This is a genomic window from Microbispora triticiradicis (assembly GCF_005864065.1).
Classification (GTDB): domain Bacteria; phylum Actinomycetota; class Actinomycetes; order Streptosporangiales; family Streptosporangiaceae; genus Microbispora; species Microbispora triticiradicis.
Genome location: NZ_VANP01000007.1, coordinates 182,849 through 199,892, shown reverse-complemented (window position 1 = coordinate 199,892; position 17,044 = coordinate 182,849). Strand labels below are relative to the sequence as shown.

The window sequence follows — 17,044 nt, the reverse complement described above, 5'->3', positions numbered from 1 at the left end:
TCGTGGCGAAGGGCATTCGGGAGCGTGAGTTCCAGAACCTGATGATCCAGTGGTCCCTCCCCATGGGATGGGCCTTTACAGCGGGCAGGTCACTGCCGCGTGAGACGACGCAGACGATCGTCGCCGGCCAACTGCGGGATGCCATCGTCCGGCTGAACCCCGATGTGATCGAGGGGTTCGACGTGGACGCGCTGGTCGAGGAAATCATCGCCACAGTCAACGCCGTTGAAGGCGGGCTGGTCCGGGCCAACGAGCAGGTGCTGCGCCTGCTGCGCGGGCGCAAAGAGTTCCGGGACGCCGACGGCGTGTGGCACGCCCTAAAGGTCATCGACCTCGAGCACCCGAACGCCAACACGCTAGTCGTGTCGGACGAGGTGACCATCACCGTCCCCGGCAAGACCTCCCGCCGGTTCGACCTCGTGTACTGGGTCAACGGCCTGCCCCTGGTGGTGGTCGAGGTGAAGTCCCCGACCACGAAGTCCAGTTGGGCGGACGCCGCCCGCGAAATCAACGACGTGTACGTCACCGAGTACCCGTGGTTCTTCACCCCCAACGTCTTCGCGGTCGCCTCAGACGGGCTGAAACTGCGGTTCGGCGCCGCTGGCGCACCTACATACCTGTGGCAGCCGTTCCGGTCCACCGCCGACGATGAGAACCTGTCCGGTCAGGCCGACGTGCAGCGTTCCGTCGAGCTGTTACTCAACCCGGCGACTGTTCTGGACATGCTCGCCAACTTTGCCCTGTTCGACACCTCCGGGGGTGGGGTGGACAAGAAGTACCTGCCTCGCTACCCGCAAATGGAGGCCGCCCACCTGATCCACGAGCGAGTCCTAGCTGGTGGTCAGAAGGGTCTGATCTGGCACCACCAAGGGAGCGGGAAGACGCTACTGATGGTGTTCGCCGCCTCGCTGCTGCTGGCCGACACCCGTACCGAGTCGCCTACGATCATCCTGCTCTCGGACCGGACCCAGCTCGTCCGGCAGACCTCCGGGGTGTTCACCTCCGCGCTGGGAGACGCCTACTTTCATCAGCCCGCCACCAGCCAGGAGTTACGTTCCCTGCTGGCCGACGACGTGCGTGGCGTCATCTCCACGACCGTGCACAAGTTCGCCGACGCCGGCAAGAACCTGTCGACCCGGCGCAACATCATCGTGTTGGTCGACGAGGCACACCGCACCCAGTCCGACAGGTCGGAGTCCCTGGCCGGGCAGATGCGTGGAGCGTTGCCGCACGCGAAGTTCTTCGGCATGACCGGCACCCCCGTCAGCAACCTCGCCACTGACACCTTCGCCCTCTTCGGCGAGGAGACCGACCCAGACAGGGTGCTGCACCGGTACTCGGTCTCCCGGTCTCTGCTGGACGGGGCGACCGTCCCGATCATGCTGGACCCGCACCCTGTCGCCTTCGAGATAAACGACCAGGCATTGCAGGCTGAGTTCGACCAGTTCGCCGACAACTTCGACCTTGACGATCCCGACCGTGAGTCCCTGTCCCGCAAGTTCGGGCGTCTCACCTCCGTGTTCACCAACCCCGACCGCATCCACGCGGTTTGTCAGGACATCGTGGACCACTACTTGGCCGGCGCCTACCGCAACGGTCTCAAGGCCCAGGTCGTCGCTTACAACCGTGAGCTGGCCGTGGCGTACACAGACAAGATCAACGAGCTACTGGCCGGCTTCGGGGCGTCACAGGTGCTCGCCGAAGTCGGCAAGCATGACCGGATCACCGCCGAGGTGAACATCTCCATTTCGGACTCCAAGGACGAAGACCGCGCCATGCGGCCGTTCCAGCTCTCGGAGGCCGAGGAGGAGGAGCAGAAGCGGCGGTTCCTCACCCCGGACGACCCATTGTGCTTCCTGGTGGTGACCGCGAAGCTGATGACGGGGTTCGACGCCCCCAACGAGGGCGTCCTCTACCTGGACAAGCCGCTGAAGGCTCACACCCTGTTCCAGACGATCACCCGCCCGAACCGTACCTGGGTGTCCCCGACCGGGTTCGTGAAGACCTCCGGCGTGGTCGTGGACTACATCGGCCTGGCCGAAGAGGTTCAGCGGGCCGTCGTCGACCCCACCTCACCGAGGGCCGGCAAGGGTGGCGGGTTCGTCACCGACCTGTCGGAGTTGGTCGCCGAGTTCCGCGCCACCTTCGCCCGCATCGAAGACCTTCTCGTGGACGTGGACGGCCTGGACCTCACGGTCCACGGGTACGAGTCCGTACGAGCTATCAACGTCTTCCTGGACGCCAACCCTGGCGCCGCCGAGGTGTTCAGCAAGGACTACCGGCTCCTGGCCCGCCTGTACCCGCTCATCAACACCGACAAGCGGGTCGACAAATACCGGGACGGCTTCGGGCTCTTCGGGTCCGTGTACACGACGCTGTTCAAGAGGTCCTCCGACGAGGAGAGGAAGGATCGGCTAAGCGAGCTGGGGCCGATGGTCCTGAAGATCATCAATGCCCACGTCCACTCCTTCTCTGTGGTCGCCTCCCAGGAGGAAGCCCTTGTCCTGGACGCCCAGGGCATCGCCATCCTCAAGGAACTGCTGGCCCTTGTCCGCCCCAAGCCCGGCAAAGACGACGGCGAGGACAAGACGCCGCCGTCCGCGGCGGAGATCCTGGACCACATCAAGGCCTCCCTCGACAAGGGCGTTGAACCGGGGTCCGCGAAGTACACCGCCCTCGCAGAACGGATCAAGCTGCTGCGGGACCGCATCATCCAAAACGCCCAGGACGCCTTGGAGTTCTTGTCCGAAGCACTGCGGATCGCCCGCGCCATCGTGGACGCCGAAAAACACCCCAACGAAGCCGTCGTGCTGGACGACGACCACGTGGGTGTCCTGTCGCGGATCATCCACGACCACGCACCGTCCGGATTCTCAGTCATGGAGAGGAACCTGGCCGAGGAGATCGACCAGGTGGTCACCCGCACCCTCGCCGGCTCCTGGGACAACGCCGACGCTCGCAACCGGGGCGTCCGTCGCGCCACCGCCGCGGTCTTCCGCCGGTACACGTTGAAGCCGGTAGGAGAGCCCTATGACTCCACCGTCGCCTACATCGAAGCCCACTACCTAGTCGACTGACGAACCGAGGCCCGGCAACCTGTAGCGACTGTCGGCCCCGTCGCGCTGCTCGCGCCCTGATCTACCCCCTGGGCCACGCCTGCTGGCGATCCAGTACTCCGCGCAGCTTTCTGATCAGCTCGTCTCAGCTGCAGGTTAGTGCGGAGGTAGAGGCGCGAGAGCAAGAGCTTGACGCCGGGGCCGGGCGAGAGTGGGCAGGCAGTTTTGTCGGGGGCGATTGTTACAGTCCGCGCTATGAGCCTCATGCACCGCCGTGCCGCCCTCGCGCCAGGCGCGCCGCCACCAGTCCACCGACCTCTGCGTGACCCGCAACGTCCGGGCTACCGCCGCGTTCGTGACCCCCTGCTCGAACATCTCGGCCGCTCGCAGCCGTGCCTCCTCGAACGCCCCTGCTCCTGGGGGGTGAAGCCGCCGCCTTGCACATACCGCACACCCTGGTCATACAGATCAGATCAGCCCTCGTCAGCTCACCGACAAGACCCATTTAAGTTCCGTTAAGGCCGCGAACGGTGGTGTAGGCCCAGGACATCGATATTCACGAACAGCGGATCAGTCGAGAACGGCTGATGCGCGAGCTGGACATCACGGGAGCGCGCTCCCGTCGTGAGTGTCCGTGGACGACCGTGCCCGGCGACGGCCAGCAGCCAGCTGACGCTGCTGCAGCACGACTTCGCTGCGTCGGATTTGTATGCCGCGAAGTACCAGCGCGCTGTGGCAGCTCAGCTTACGACACGACAACCCACCCGCATGGCGTGACCTGCAGGAACACCTCACACATCAAGATCTACAGCTGCCGTGTCAGGTAATGGTCGGTCGCGGTATAACGTGTGTGCCGCCCGGGTTGCCTCTTCGATCGGGCTGTAGCCGGGTCGATCTTCCGCAAACAGGTCGCGAACCAGAAGCGTGTACCGCCCGGGGCTCTGCTCACGGATGAGTCCTTCGGCGACGAGGTCTCCCACCGCGGCGTCCAGAGGTAGTGCGTTGATCTTCTCAGCGATTAGATCGTCGACGATCGCGTTTATTCCCGAGCGGAGGTCGTCAAGCGTAAACTCAGGGTAGTCGAAGGCTGCAGCCGTACGCAGCAGCACTTGGGCTTCGAGGTCGAGACGGGACAGCAGCCATGCCCGCCCGGCCGAGAGCCACTTGTCGCTGTCGCGCACTCTGTTCACCCGGGGCAGGTCGAGTGTTACGTGGCGGGCACGACCCGGCAACGGATCTAGGAGCAGCTCGCAGAGCAGCAGTCGGAGCAGCTCAGGCCGACCCATGGTCGTGTGAAGCAACGCATCCACGACGACGCCGTCGGTGGTTACCCCGAGAAACCGTAGCAGCCCGCTCACCTGCTGGTGCTTCCAGGGGCCGCTCGCGCGATACCAGGTGACCACATCACTCATCGGCAATCGGGCGCAGACGCCGTACAGAAAGGAGGTCAACCGCGTCGCGGGGTCCTGCGCGACTAGGCGCAGCAGGAACGGGACGTCGATCATCGCCACGTCCGCAGGCGGGCTCGCGTTAGCGCTCTGCGCCACCCAAACGGCCGGTCGTTGTCCCCTACATGGCGGTGAGCCGTCGGCCGACACATCAAGACCGTCGCCGAGCAGTTCCGGAGGGAGGCCAGGAACGGTGGGGATTTCCAGGTAGTCCCTTTCCGGTGTCCCGAGGAATCGGCACAGCGTCCCCGTGAATCCGTCCCCCGCTTCGCGCAACCAGGACAGCAGTTCCCAGGCCGCCGTATCATCCGTCGCCGGGCGCAGTTCAGCAAAGCCGGGCGGCGCATCCCGCGTATCAAAATACCAGCTCAGCACCCGCTCGAGACTCGTGTCCCGATAGGGCCAGACGGCCCCGACGGGCACGGGAGTCTCAATCGTGCGATCACCAGGACCGGCCGTGACCAGCGCCTCCGCTGCCGCGAACTCGCGTGCCTCCACGCACGACCGGATCGCATTCCGCCACGGTCCAACTTCTTCGGGCATGAGGTCCGTCGGCGGCTCCGCTTCCAGCAGCGCCTTCCCGCGCCTGGCCTCGATAGCCTCCACCTCGCGCTCGAACGACGCCAGCGCGGCGGCAGCATTGGCCGCACGCATCTGCGTTTCCAGACGTAGGTTGTCGATGTCGATCATCACGCTGCCGCCGGCCCGGTGGGCCCGGCGCCGCAACTCCTCAGCGGAACGGCAATTGCGGGTGATGGCGGCGGAACGGGCTGCTGTGAGCTGGTCTGAGATGTCCCGCAGTACGGCAGTGGGCAAGTTCACATTGTCACGTAGGTCCTCTGCGGCGGAGTACTCCCCCGACTCGATTAGGCGGCGCGCCGACTCGTGGACGGTGACGGGATCGGCCAGATCGGCCAGCAGGGGCCCGACTAGATCACCCTCCTCCCATGTCATTGCGGCGGTAAGCCGGGGATATCGCCATAGACCGGCCGTGTCGCTCGGCTCGGCGAGGAGCCCGAAATACCGGTCGAGAACGCTCAGAGCGGCCGTGACCAGCGGCCCGTACGGCTCTCCACCCAGCTCGGGCCGCATCTGGCGGTATGCCGTGGCGAGCTGTTCAGTGACGAGGATGAGCTCGGGAGGGAATGGAGACGCAGTCCGGTCCGCTCGCGCCCGTGCGAGCTCGACGACCCGCCGCGCCGCGCGCACAAGCTCGGTCAGCCTGGGCAGGTAGGCGCTACGTGGGCCGCCATACAGGAGATCGGCCTGCGGCGCGGACTCTTTCCACACGTGGTCCACCATCTTCTCCACGGTCCGGCTCTCCCCGCGGTCCGGGAACTCTTTAAGGGCCTCGGTCAGCGCGGGCAGATCACGCTTGACGGTGGCGGCGCTGATCCGGCCGAACACTCCACTCACCTTGAACAGCGCGGCGTGCACCTTCGACGCGATTGGGTGATTGGAGATCGCAGGCCGTTGGCGGGTGACGGTGAGGTCCAGTTCCGTCCACGCATTCGATAGATCCATGTGGTCACGGCCGGCCGTCGCGGCCCGAATCAGTTCAGCTGGATTAGCGCCGTAGGTGCGCACATGGTGGTCGTGCACGAGGGTCGCCAGGCGTTCCCACGGGCCGTCGGCAGGTGACAGGGAAGTGAGCAGCTCGGCGGCCTGGTCGGAGCCCCGGGTCAGGGTCCTGGCCACCGCCACGGCCAGCACCGCCGTCCGCTCGACTTCGCCCAACATGACCGCCGCCTCAGCCAAGGCACGGTCGTCATCGGCTTCCAGGGACCGGCCGAGCGCAGCCAGCTCACGGGGGATTTGAGGTGGGTCAGTGTCGAGGATCCCGGCCTCGGCGAAAAGGCCGTGATCCCAAAGGTCTTGGACGAGCGCACGCCGTACACCATGGTGCCCGGCGTTGTGGGACAGGCAGAATGCGGCGGCGGCCTGCCACTCCGGACCAGCGGGCAAGTGATCCAGGACCGGCCATGGGTTGGGCATGGCGTCAAGTTCTGATCGGACGGCCGCGCCGAGGCCCAGCACCGGGATTCGGTTGAGGATGCGTTGAGCGCACTGGAGCGGTCCGGTGTCGACGACGCTGGCGCGGGCGAGCGACACGCCGCTGACCCGCTTGGTGACCTCGGACGGCTCGCCCGCCGCCTTGGCGATGCCATCGGCTACGGCGGCGCCCGTCAGCCGCAAACTCAGCTCCGACCGCTGCTGGTGACGGCCACCGATCGTGCCGTACCCCGCGTATGACAGGAAGTTGAAGCTCCCTACGACCGCCTCGTCGTCCCACACCAGGACCTTGCAGTGGCTGTCGGCGGGTGACAGGTGCAGACCCGGGTTCGTGCCCTCCAGAGCCAGGAGACGGCTGGCGGCCGCTCCACTCCTCAGGTTGAAGCCGATCGTGACCTGTACGCCACGCTTGAGGCAGTCGACGAGCGCCGCTTCAAGACGACCGTCCAGGACCTCATCCCTGATCTTCTCCGACGTGATCACCAGTCGCCGCCGGGCCTCGCGCAGCGCGCGCCACAGCAATTCACGGTGTGCGCCGTCCTCCACCAGCCGCGCGTACGGACGCTTGCCCGCGTCCGCCTCGGCGGCGAGCCGGTCGGCGCATGCGATCCAGGCCATCCGCCAGGCCGCCAAGGCCGCGGCATACCGGGGATCGTCGCCGTCGGGTGGGCGCTCGGGCAGCGCAGGCGGTTGCGGCGGCTCTAAGGCTGGGCCAGGGAAACGGTCGGCCTGGTGCAGGACCATCCGGCTGAGCGGCCCTTCGGGAACCGCGGCGCGCACCCAGCCCAGCAGATCACGTACGGCTTCACTCGCGCCACCTTCCGGGTTCGAGATCAGCAGCCCGACCTCGCGGCGTGGACCGCCGGCGCTCAGGAAGTTCCGGCTGGTGACCAGGGCCTTCCTATCGTCGCAAACGATGGCCTTGACGTGGGTACGCGCGGAGATCCGTGACCGGATGACCGGGGTCCTGATGCTCTGCCGTACCAGGCTGTCGAGGGCGTTGTCGACCGGGTCGTCGAGTTTCTCACCGTGCTTGATGCCCCAGACCACGACAACCTGGACATTCCGCGCAACAGCGGCCCTCAGTTGGGGCTCTACCCTGCTCCAGGCGGCTTCCTTGATCCACGGGCAGACGAGGACAATCTGCCGTTCCGCCTCCTCGATGAGGGACGCCATGGCCTCCTCGTGAGCGTCAGCGCCAGCGATCACCTGGTGTTCCACCTCGCGCGTCCGACGGTGGCCGATCATCTCAACGATCTGGGCGGCGTCCTCTGTGAGGTCGTCGTGGCGGTCGCGCCGTTGCGTGCCCGGCACCTCAGCCAGGCCGCGGGCTTTCTCAGCGATCCGGGCGAGCGCTTCCTCCAGCGGTGGGTCGCCGAGCCGGGTGGTCGCCACGGTACGCAGCTGCGTCGCGAACGCCTCCCGGCGGAACTCCTCGGCCAACTCGGTCAGCCGCGCGGACGCCAACTCGCGACGGGCAGCCGGGAACCGCCGGTCGACCACGGTGACGATCAGTGCCCCCGTCAGGTCGTTGATCTCCGGCCGCACGTCCAGGGCGTACCAGCGGCGCCCGGTGGCCGTACGGGTGTCCTGGGGGAGCGTACGAATCGACAGGACCCGCCGCCCGGGGCGCTCCTCGACCCGCAAAGCAGGTTCACTCGAGCGGTTCCGGCCGGTACGGCTCAGCGCCAGGTTCACGGCGGACAGCAGCGCGGGTTGTGCCACGGCCTCCAGGCGGGTGTCGGTCGCGGCGTGCCGTACGGCCAGCCTCCCGTCCTGCGGTTGCCACGCTCCATCGGTGGCGGGCATGACGTGGCCGGTCAGCCTCTCCACCATGAGATCGACGGTGCGCTCCTCCGAGTCGAGGCTCTGCAATGTGTGCAGCTGCCCATCCTGGAGCCGTCTACGGGTGTCCTCGCTGAGCTCCAGCGTGCCGAGGGCGAAGTCGATCGTCACATGGCCATGTCGCCAAAGATCGTGTACCAGGTCGAGCGCAACCCGCTCGCCCAACCCCAGCACCGTGGACAGCTCCTTAATCTGGGCCGCCTCGTGCGTCGTGCCGGTGAGCGCGTGGATTACCCGCAGCGCGGTGGCCTCGACGGGGGACAGCGTGCTGCCGTAGCCCATCCGAACCCGGACCTGGCCGACGTCGCAGGGGATGTAGATGGTCAGGCTGGCAGTCATTCGCCGATCACCTCGGTGGCTGGGACTACGGTCCCGTAGAGCTGGACCGCGGTGCAGAGGCGTCCCCAGAAGCGTTCGTCATCGTCCAGGGACGTGTCGGCGTCGACTCGGGAGAAGTGGTGAAAGTCACCGACGATGACGAGTAGTTTGCGTGCCCGGGACATCATCACGTTGATCAAGTTGCGCTGCGCGAGATGACCGAGGCTGGCCCAGGTCTGTTCCGCATGGCCGCGTTGGCGGTCTCGGACCAGCGACGTGATCACGATGTCGGCCTCCCGCCCCTGGAACGAGTGGATCGTGTAGAGGTAATCCCGCAGCGCGCCGTACTGGCGAAGTTGGTCGAGTTGCTGCCGGTAGGGGGTGAGCACGGCTAGCGGTTCCCCGCTAAACCCGTTCTGGTAAGGCTCCGGCCTCGGATTGCATAGGTCGACCAGCGCCCCGACCACGCGCGCCTCGCCAGGGTTCCTCCAGCGCGGTTCGTCGGCGCAGTCCGCCACGTCATGGGTGTCTATCCACACCACGGACGCCCCTGCCAGCGCTTGGGGCTTGCGTAGAGGGCTGGCAGCGACCTCGCGGCCGCTGGTGAGTGTCCCCGGCGGCAGTCCGTCGGGCAGGCGCGCAGCGTTCGGCTCGGGATAGAAGACCCGGCTGACGATCTCGGCGATCGGCGGACGCATTCGGAACTGTGTTGTCAGCCGCCGCAGCGGCAGCCGCGTGCGGGCCTCGTCCGTCAGGTTCGGATCGTCCAGCGGGCGGAACAGCCGCCGGAAGGTGTCGAAGACGTCAAGGTAGTCCTCCCGGCGGTGGAACAGGTCGGCGATCTCCGGGTTGGGGTCCGCGCGACAGCTGTCTAGGAAGCGCTCGAAGTCGGCCCGGCGGTGCGCGCCCAGTTGCTTGTGGTCACCGATGAGCGTCCAGCGTGTGCCGCGCGACAGCGGCATGGAGAGCTCGGTTGGCCATGCCTTAGCGGCCTCCTCGACGATCACCCAGTCGAAGCGGCTGCGGGTTCCACTGGGGGTGACCGCCTGTGCCGTGGCGGTGGCACAGGTGGCGAAGACCAGATTGGCCGCGCGTTCGAGGCGGTCCCCGAGTTCGAGGTGAACGTTGTCACCGGTGCCGGGATCGAGCAAATGCGCCCACTCCTCTAGGACCAGACGCAGGGAGTCGCTGCCGACCCGGTCGCGGAGCACCTGGCCTACCCGGGCCCGGATCCGCCCGGCCTGCCGAACGGCAAGCTCAGAGCGGGTCCAGGGCTGGACCGTCGGGGTGGGCGGGGTGCCGCTGTAGGATGTGATCCGCAGCGCGACTCCGGGCCACTCATCGGCGGGCTTGCCATCAGGGCCGAGCTCGCCGACCCGTTCGAGGATCCGCTGGGCCAGGTTGTCCAGGGCGTATCCCGACTGGGCTGAGACGAGGACCCGGGCCGTGGGCTCGGCCTCCAGATAGCCGGCGACCGCCTCCGCAACGACCGTCGTCTTACCGGTGCCGGGTGGGCCCTGGATGGCGTACAGAGGCTGACAGGCCAGCATCGAACGGACGGTCTCCTGGCTGTTCTCGCCCTCCAGCTCTGCGCCAGCCTGCTCCCAGCGCTGTTGGGGGGTGCGGATCGACCGCGGGTTGCGCAGCTGGGACAGTAGCCCGCGTGCCTCAAGCAGGTCCCAGCGCGCGTCAGCCTGGCGGTTCAGTGCGCTTTGGGTGCCCTGATCGCTGTACGGCCTCAACCAGCCCTTCGCAGGAAGCGCTCGGCCACCATGCCCCGGGCGCCGACGAAGGATCACCCGGTCCTCGCCCTCTTTGTGGCTCACCTGCCAGACCGATCGTTCTGCCAGCCAGCGGGGTCGACCGTTCTCGTCCTCGCCAACCTCGACGAGCGCGTAGCCATGGTCCTCCTCCTCAAGGTTGCCGAAGAAGTCGCCGAAGGCGGGCCGCAGCCAGGGGGAGTCGGCCAGTTTGGTGAGTAGCGCGTCGCGCAGCACGTACTGTCGGTCTGTTTCGCGCTCCCACTCGACCTTGACCTCGTCGCCCAGTGCGCCGACGCGGGTGAAGGGGTAGGTACGCGCCCGAAGCTCGGCGCCTTGAAAGGTGAGCAGCCAGTCGAGGGCTCGGCCGTACTCCAGGTCCCTGCCTGACTCGGGTGTCGGCGGAGTGAGCTGGTCCACCAATTCCTTCCAGGAGGGGCGGCCAGCAAGTTGCGCGTCCATGCTCCGGGCGTCGATGGTCATTGCGACCGTCTCGATCCCCGGAACCTCGACACGTAGGGGATCGCGGGCCAGCTCATCGATCATGCGCTCGACCCGTGGGCTGGTGCGCTCCACGACGTACTTGATGATGAGCGCCTCTTCTAACGGTGGGCTCTGCCCGGCCCAGGTCCTGCGCCAGAAGTACTGGCAGAACCAGGCGATCCGCCGGCCGAGCAGTACGAACCGCGCCTCGCGGCGCTCGGCGGCGGACCCGCCCCTGACGAAGGGCTCGGCGCCGTGGGGGGAGAGCACCAGCCTAGCGTTCTGAAGGTCCTCGACGATGAAGGCAGCCAGTTCCTCGCGCCCCGGTTCAGTGGTCGCGCTCTGTGAGATCCAATCCCGGGCGAGGAGGGTCTCGTCGGACTGGCGGGGCATGTGCACGACCAGGAAGGGCCGCTCCCGCCGTGTCGAATCGAGTGACACCCGCAGCGCGTCGCTGTCCTGGCGCAGCCGGGTGGCGACCTCTGCGGCGGTCGGCCGAGCCGAGGGCCGTACGTCCAGCATCGCCGTGAGCACGTCCGTCAGGCGCGTGGGCAGCGTGGAAGAACAAGCCAACGCCTGACGCATAGCCTTGCCCAGCGCCTCATGAGCGGCGCGCACGGATGCGTGGTCTGCCCAGTCGATCGGAACATCGGGCAGGTCATCGGGGTTGCAGAACCATTCCCAGACAATCGCCGCCAGTCCATACACATCGGCGGTGGCGGTGTCCCGCAGTCCTTCGGCGTGGTCGTCGGGAAACAGGAACTGGACGCGCTCAGGCGGCAGGCAAGCTAACTGCCGCCGGTCCGGCTCGACACCGAGGAACAGTTCGCGCAGTTCATCCCGCCGTGTTCCGGAGTCCAGACTAGACCGCAGAAGGTTGCCGATGAGTGCGCTCATCTCGAATCGGGCGATCCACAGCCGAGGCGTGTCGGCGTCGATGTCGGCGTAGATGGCAGCCGACATCAGGTTTCGGTGGGTTACGCCCAGGTCGTGCAGTTCGGCGAGCGCGTCAGCAAGCAACACAAACTGGCTCAGCGCCACCAAGGGTCGCGCACGCATGGCCTCGCTCGCGCCGGGATCCTCCAAGGTGTAGTCGGAGCCACGGGTCGCCACAAAGGCGATCCCCTGGACAGAGGTCCCCACTGCGGCCGTGGTGGCGGCGTCCTCGTAACCGCCCTCCAGGATCTCCGCGAGCCCTGGCAGCGCGGAAACGCCGAGCCGCAGCAGCACCCTGATCTCCTGCTCCCAGAGCATGCCGCCTATGTCTGCGAGGCCGACATAGACGTGGATGTCCACTGGCATTTGTTCACGATCGACTAGCCGATAGCGGTAGAGCCTTCCCGGAATGAGGGCGCTGCCAGTCAGGTGTCCATTGGGCCCGTCGGGAGGGGTGTAGGGGCCGTAATGGGCAGTGGTGGCGGCGCAGCAAAAGTGGTGAACAAGCTTGTCCACATCGCTGTCATTCGGCATGCCCAGCCCCATTCCTCGCTCCTTGACCATCATGTGCTTGCGCTTATCGGCACGGTCCAAGAATCTGGCGAAGAGTGAGCAATTCGTTACACAGCGCGGCCAATCCGGACATATCGTCCCAGGACCGCCTACGGGGGAATCGTACGCCTGCCGATCCCTTGAAAGCATGGGGACGGTCCCATGCGGCCCTCATCCCAGAGGCCTAGCAGGGACGTCACCGGCTGCGCCCGGGAGGGGACAGCCTGCTGCCCTGGCTGCTGGAATCTCCGGCAATGTCCACCGCAACGTGGCCCGTGCCGCCTCGCTGGAAGGACATCCGGGCGGAGCATGTCGAGCGGGCCGGCGGAGAGGAAGCGGTCGAAGCCGGTAAGCGGGAGCTTCTGGCCGAGGTCCAGGGGCATCGACTGGCGGAGATCCGCCGCAGCCGCGGCCTCACCCAGCAGCAGGTAGCCGAGCGCATGGGGGTTACCAAGGGGCGCATCTCTCAGATCGAGCAGGGCAAGATCTCCGGCCAGGACATCCTGGCCCGCTACGCGGCCGCCCTCGGAGGCCGCCTCCACCAGTCGATCTACTTCGATGACGGTGACATCGCCGCAATCGCTTGACCAACTCGATCAGAACGTCATGCTGGGCGCGGTAGCCGACTTCGGCGACCACCCCTCGCGGGGTGCGTGAGCAACCAAACGATGGTCAAGCGATCCCTGTTTGCTCGCTGGTTGCTCGCCTGTCCCCGATACAGCATGAAACGCGGTGTCATCACCCGGCAGAGCGACAGGGAGCATGGCGGATGAAACGGCGCGAAACGGCACCGTACGACACCGCGCGACAGTGATCAAGGGCGCTTTTAATCCGTCGGTTCAGGGTTCGAGTCCCTGGCGCCCCACCACCTCTGAACTGGGTGTTCACCTCAACCGGAGATCACTCGATCATGGCCTGGGACACGGATGGGTCATCCAGCCGCATCGCCCCCTGAGCACCTTCCGAGCGGTCCCGCGCGCTGCCGACAGCACCAGCCGCGCCGTCGCCCCGGCCGCCCGATGATGCAGCTCCGGCAGCACCGAGGTGTAGGTATCGGCGGTCAACACGATGCCGGCGTGGCCGACTTGGTCCTGAACCACCGGCAGATCCACGTGCGCGGCCAGCGCCAGCGTGACCGCACCATGCCGCAGGTCGTGCAACCGCACCGGCGGCAGCCCGCTCCTGCGCACCAGCCTATGGAACCGGTAGCTCAGGTAGTCCGGCGCCACCGCAGCGCCGTCCGGACGAGTGAAGGAAGACGTGTTCCCTATCGTCCCAGGCCTCCCCGCGACGGATCTTCTCCGCCCGCCGGTCGCGTTCATGACGGCGTAGCAACCGCACCGTCTGCGGATCCAGCGCGACCGTGCGCCTGCTGGCCGCGCTCTTCGGCGGGAACGGGACCAACTTCCCGCCGACGTGCACCAACTGCTCGACCACGTTGAGTTCGGCCGTCTCCAGGCTGAGATCCACCCAGCGCAGGCCGGCCAGTTCGCCCCGGCGAAGCCCGCGTGCCGCGGCCACCGCCCGCTCCGTTCGGTGCACCCGCACCGTTTGTAGACCACTGGATGGCTCTCACGCATCGCCATCACCTTCCTCCCAGAGAGAGGAACGACGATCCGTCGAGCGCCGAGCGTTGATCCGCCCTCCGGTGCGGGCGCCGGTCAGGTCGCGCACCGAGCTCGACGTACGCGACGAGGTCGACGGAGTATTGACCCGCTGTGCCGGCAATCGATCGTGGTGAATGGTTGATCGAAGGGTAGGGAGCCTACGCGGCGGGATTCGTGGGGAGTATCTGATGGGCAGATCAATTCTGAGCGAGCGGCTGGAGCGCGCAAGTCCAGGGAGGGACACCAGTTCTCACAAACGGTGGTGGAATCTCGCCATGGTGCTGGCCGCCGCGGTTGCGGGCCAGGTGCTTGTCCGCCGGCTGCTGCGACGCGTGCGTTCTATCTCCGGTGACCTCGCCGAGATCAACGTCAGCGATGAACGCGCCCAAATCGCTCGGCAGCATGGCCCGCAGGAGGTGACGCAGCTGGTCGACAACATCAACGTGAGCTTGGACATGCTGGACCGTGAGCGGGAGTTCACCTCCAACATCGCCCACGAGATCCGCTCCCCGTTGGCCGGGATACGCGTCACGGTGGAAGAAGCGACTACTCGTCCCGGCGAAGCCGACTACCCCCGCGTGCTGGAGGCGGTACTACGTGGAGTGGATCGACTGGATGCGCTGGCTACCGCACTTCTTATGATCGCCCGTTCCCGCGCCGCCCAAGCCGACTGGGAACGGATCGACCTGTGCGAACTGGTCAGGCAGGAGGTCGCGGACCGGAACGACCCCATCTCGATCGAAGTCATCTGCACTCCCGGTGTCGAGGTCACAGCCATGCGCACGCGGATCTGCCAGATCATCACCAATCTGCTGGACAACGCTCAGCACCACGCCACCCACCAGGTGCAGGTCCACGTCGGCCGCAGCGACGGCAGTGCCCGGCTGGCGGTGTCCGACGATGGCCCCGGCGTGCCGGAGAAGGACAGGGAACGCATCTTCGACCGGATGTACCAGCTCAAAGCCATTTCCCAGCGGGGCGGCCCCGGCACCGGCCTCGGCTTGACCATCACCCGGGATATAGCGAAAGCCCACTACGGAGCCGTCTGGGTCGAGCCCTCCCCGCTCGGCGGCGCCTGCTTCATCCTCCAATTGCCCATCGCCGCCCCCTGAACCACCACGGGCGTACAGGGCAATGGCGTCCAAACTGGAAACTGTTCTGATTTATCGACCTCGGACCGAACGTCTGATGTCACGGCTACACGAGAGGTTGAGACTCAGCCTGAAAATCGTTGGCCGCTGAAACCATGAGCGGTCACAGGCAGGCGGCGTGCCGGCCAGCGCGCCGGGCAGTCTCGGCCAGTTCGTTCAGGGGCCGCCGTCCAGGCGGGACAGCGGCGGGCAGGGTAGAGATCGCGAGCCCAGTCGCCTCCGGCGGCGGCCCGATAAGGGTGAGGGATGCGACGTCGCGCCCGGCGACGAACCTCACCCGCCAGTGAGGCCGCTCCGGCGAGTGGCCTAATCCACATAGAATTCCGGACGCGACAACGGTCCCCGACCCACGCACCCGCTCCTGCGTGTCTCTGAAAATAGGGGACATTTTACTTCCGGAACGGTGCCATTCCAGAAAACCAGGAGGTAGCGTTTAGGAACCGAGGATTTTTCGTGCGTTGGCACTCAGGTCGGCGTCGCCCGCGGCGATATATCAGGACGCGGTTCTTTCGAGGACCAAGACAGGCCAGGCGATCATGACACCGACGCTGCTCTCTCGTTTCACGCCGCCCAGCGCCCCAGCCGGCACAGCCCCCGTCATCGGCTCTGAGGTTCGACTACGGTTGGCTCCCGTCCCTGGCCCGCGGAGCACCGTGGACGGGGCGTGGTGGCCGCATTCCCGTGACGCCACGGTGGAACTACCGGGTCTCATCGCCGCCGTCGACCAGCGACTGGGCCTGACGACGCTGCGCGTCGGCGTGCACGTCGACGCATGGGACCACATCCCCCACCGTGTCCAGGCCGGCGGACGCCAGGTCAAAGTGGGCTGGTTCCACAGTGCCGATCCTCGCCTCGTCACCCTGACATTCGCGGACGCCGAGCCTGTCATCCTGCTGGTCGTCCCGCCATACACCGCGGACGGTCCTGCGGGGGCGGCGCTCATGCTCGCCAGTCAGGGCAGGTTCGGCCCGCTCCCGGTCGACCTCCTCACCACCGCAGCCCACCACGCCATCGGTACACGGGATGCGGACGGGGAGAACGAGGGGGTGCACATCACTACGCTGCCGGCGGACCTGCTCCACGGGTGCCGACACCGCCGATCGGACGCCCACCTGCCAAGCCTGCCGCCAGAGGCCCCGTCTCGTAGCCAGCCGGAGCATTCCGTCTCCATCCGCGACCCCGCGCCACTTGGCAGAGCCGACCGGTCGGCCCCGACGACCATCCGGCTGTCCGGTGAAATCGACATTGTCACCAGTCCCGGCCTGCGCGAGGATCTGCTCGACGTCCTGCGTTACAGCAGAAGCCTGCTCATTCTCGACCTTTCGGGTGTGGCGGCATGCGACGCCTGCGGGTTGGGAGTCCTGGTCGGCATCCAGCGCCGCGCCAAGACGATGGGGATCACTCTCTCCCTGACCGCAGCCCGCCCGTACATGTATCGGTTGCTGCATGTAACCGGCCTGGACCGCACCATACCGATGCTGACGTAGCCGAAGGCCCGGACCCACGACGCAGGCGGCAAGCCCCGCCATAGGAGAGGCGGGGCCGCGAACGAGCCCAGCCGGGGTGGGCCCGGAAGACGAAGGAAGCGTCGTCGTAGCCGCACAGGTGCCCTACGCGAGGGTTCAGAAGCTGCTGATCCGTGTCCTCGCGTAGGGAGCGAAGCGGGCTGCCACCACGTGCCTGAAGTTGACCACGTAGGTGAATGTGCCCGGCTCTCCCTCATGAGAGACCTGAAGGGACACGACGGCGCCCTGCTCCATCCAGCTGACGAGTCTCTCGGCTGCGGGCATCGTGCCGTGCACGCGGAGAATCAGTTCCTTTTCCTTGCCAACACTCAGCAAGTGGAGCAGCCCGGTGGGAGCGTCCGTGGTCATA

General features: G+C 66.7%; 10 protein-coding genes. 4 read left to right on the top strand and 6 right to left on the bottom strand.

The features are described from left to right. Nucleotides 1-2 precede the first annotated feature (2 nt). On the top strand, nucleotides 3-3,077 hold the full coding sequence (locus FED44_RS19955) for a type I restriction endonuclease subunit R (RefSeq protein ID WP_138461633.1): 3,075 nt from the start codon (nucleotides 3-5) through the stop codon (nucleotides 3,075-3,077). Between the two features lie 135 nt (nucleotides 3,078-3,212). On the opposite strand, the gene FED44_RS38510 is transcribed toward FED44_RS19955, so the two are convergent. The 3 genes from FED44_RS38510 to FED44_RS19940 form a co-directional block, all read right to left on the bottom strand. After that, a complete protein-coding gene (locus FED44_RS38510; protein ID WP_396700016.1) occupies nucleotides 3,213-3,446 on the bottom strand; it encodes a helix-turn-helix domain-containing protein in 234 nt (77 codons plus the stop codon). Between the two features lie 401 nt (nucleotides 3,447-3,847). After that, nucleotides 3,848-8,701 carry a phospholipase D-like domain-containing protein gene (locus FED44_RS19945; protein ID WP_138461632.1) on the bottom strand — a complete coding sequence of 1,618 codons (4,854 nt, stop codon included), beginning with the start codon at nucleotides 8,699-8,701 and terminating at the stop codon, nucleotides 3,848-3,850. Then, complete coding sequence (locus tag FED44_RS19940) at nucleotides 8,698-12,405, bottom strand: AAA domain-containing protein (protein WP_165900524.1); 3,708 nt, start codon at nucleotides 12,403-12,405, stop codon at nucleotides 8,698-8,700. The genes FED44_RS19945 and FED44_RS19940 overlap by 4 nt, the downstream gene beginning before the upstream one ends. Nucleotides 12,406-12,665: 260 nt before the next feature. Here FED44_RS19940 and FED44_RS19935 point away from each other — a divergent pair, with 260 nt between their 5' ends. Then, nucleotides 12,666-12,998 (top strand): helix-turn-helix domain-containing protein, encoded by a 333-nt coding sequence (locus FED44_RS19935; protein ID WP_111699019.1) that lies wholly within the window; start codon nucleotides 12,666-12,668, stop codon nucleotides 12,996-12,998. Between the two features lie 321 nt (nucleotides 12,999-13,319). Here the strand turns inward: FED44_RS19935 and FED44_RS35885 are convergent, their stop codons facing one another. Then, nucleotides 13,320-13,577: a site-specific integrase gene (locus FED44_RS35885; protein ID WP_244302092.1), complete on the bottom strand. Its 258-nt coding sequence runs from the start codon at nucleotides 13,575-13,577 to the stop codon at nucleotides 13,320-13,322. 28 nt (nucleotides 13,578-13,605) lie between these two features. After that, on the bottom strand, nucleotides 13,606-13,932 hold the full coding sequence (locus tag FED44_RS35880) for a site-specific integrase (protein WP_167521536.1): 327 nt from the start codon (nucleotides 13,930-13,932) through the stop codon (nucleotides 13,606-13,608). A gap of 361 nt (nucleotides 13,933-14,293) precedes the next feature. Here FED44_RS35880 and FED44_RS19925 point away from each other — a divergent pair, with 361 nt between their 5' ends. Next, nucleotides 14,294-15,130, top strand: coding sequence for a sensor histidine kinase (locus FED44_RS19925; protein ID WP_167521535.1), 837 nt, complete (start codon nucleotides 14,294-14,296; stop codon nucleotides 15,128-15,130). Between the two features lie 575 nt (nucleotides 15,131-15,705). Continuing rightward, the gene (locus FED44_RS19920) at nucleotides 15,706-16,656 is read left to right on the top strand and encodes an STAS domain-containing protein (RefSeq protein WP_262367388.1); all 951 of its coding nucleotides are present in this window, start codon (nucleotides 15,706-15,708) and stop codon (nucleotides 16,654-16,656) included. A 135-nt stretch (nucleotides 16,657-16,791) separates the two neighbouring features. On the opposite strand, the gene FED44_RS19915 is transcribed toward FED44_RS19920, so the two are convergent. Continuing rightward, entirely contained in the window at nucleotides 16,792-17,043 is a 252-nt protein-coding gene (locus tag FED44_RS19915) for a hypothetical protein (RefSeq protein ID WP_138461629.1), read from the bottom strand. Nucleotide 17,044: the final 1 nt, after the last annotated feature.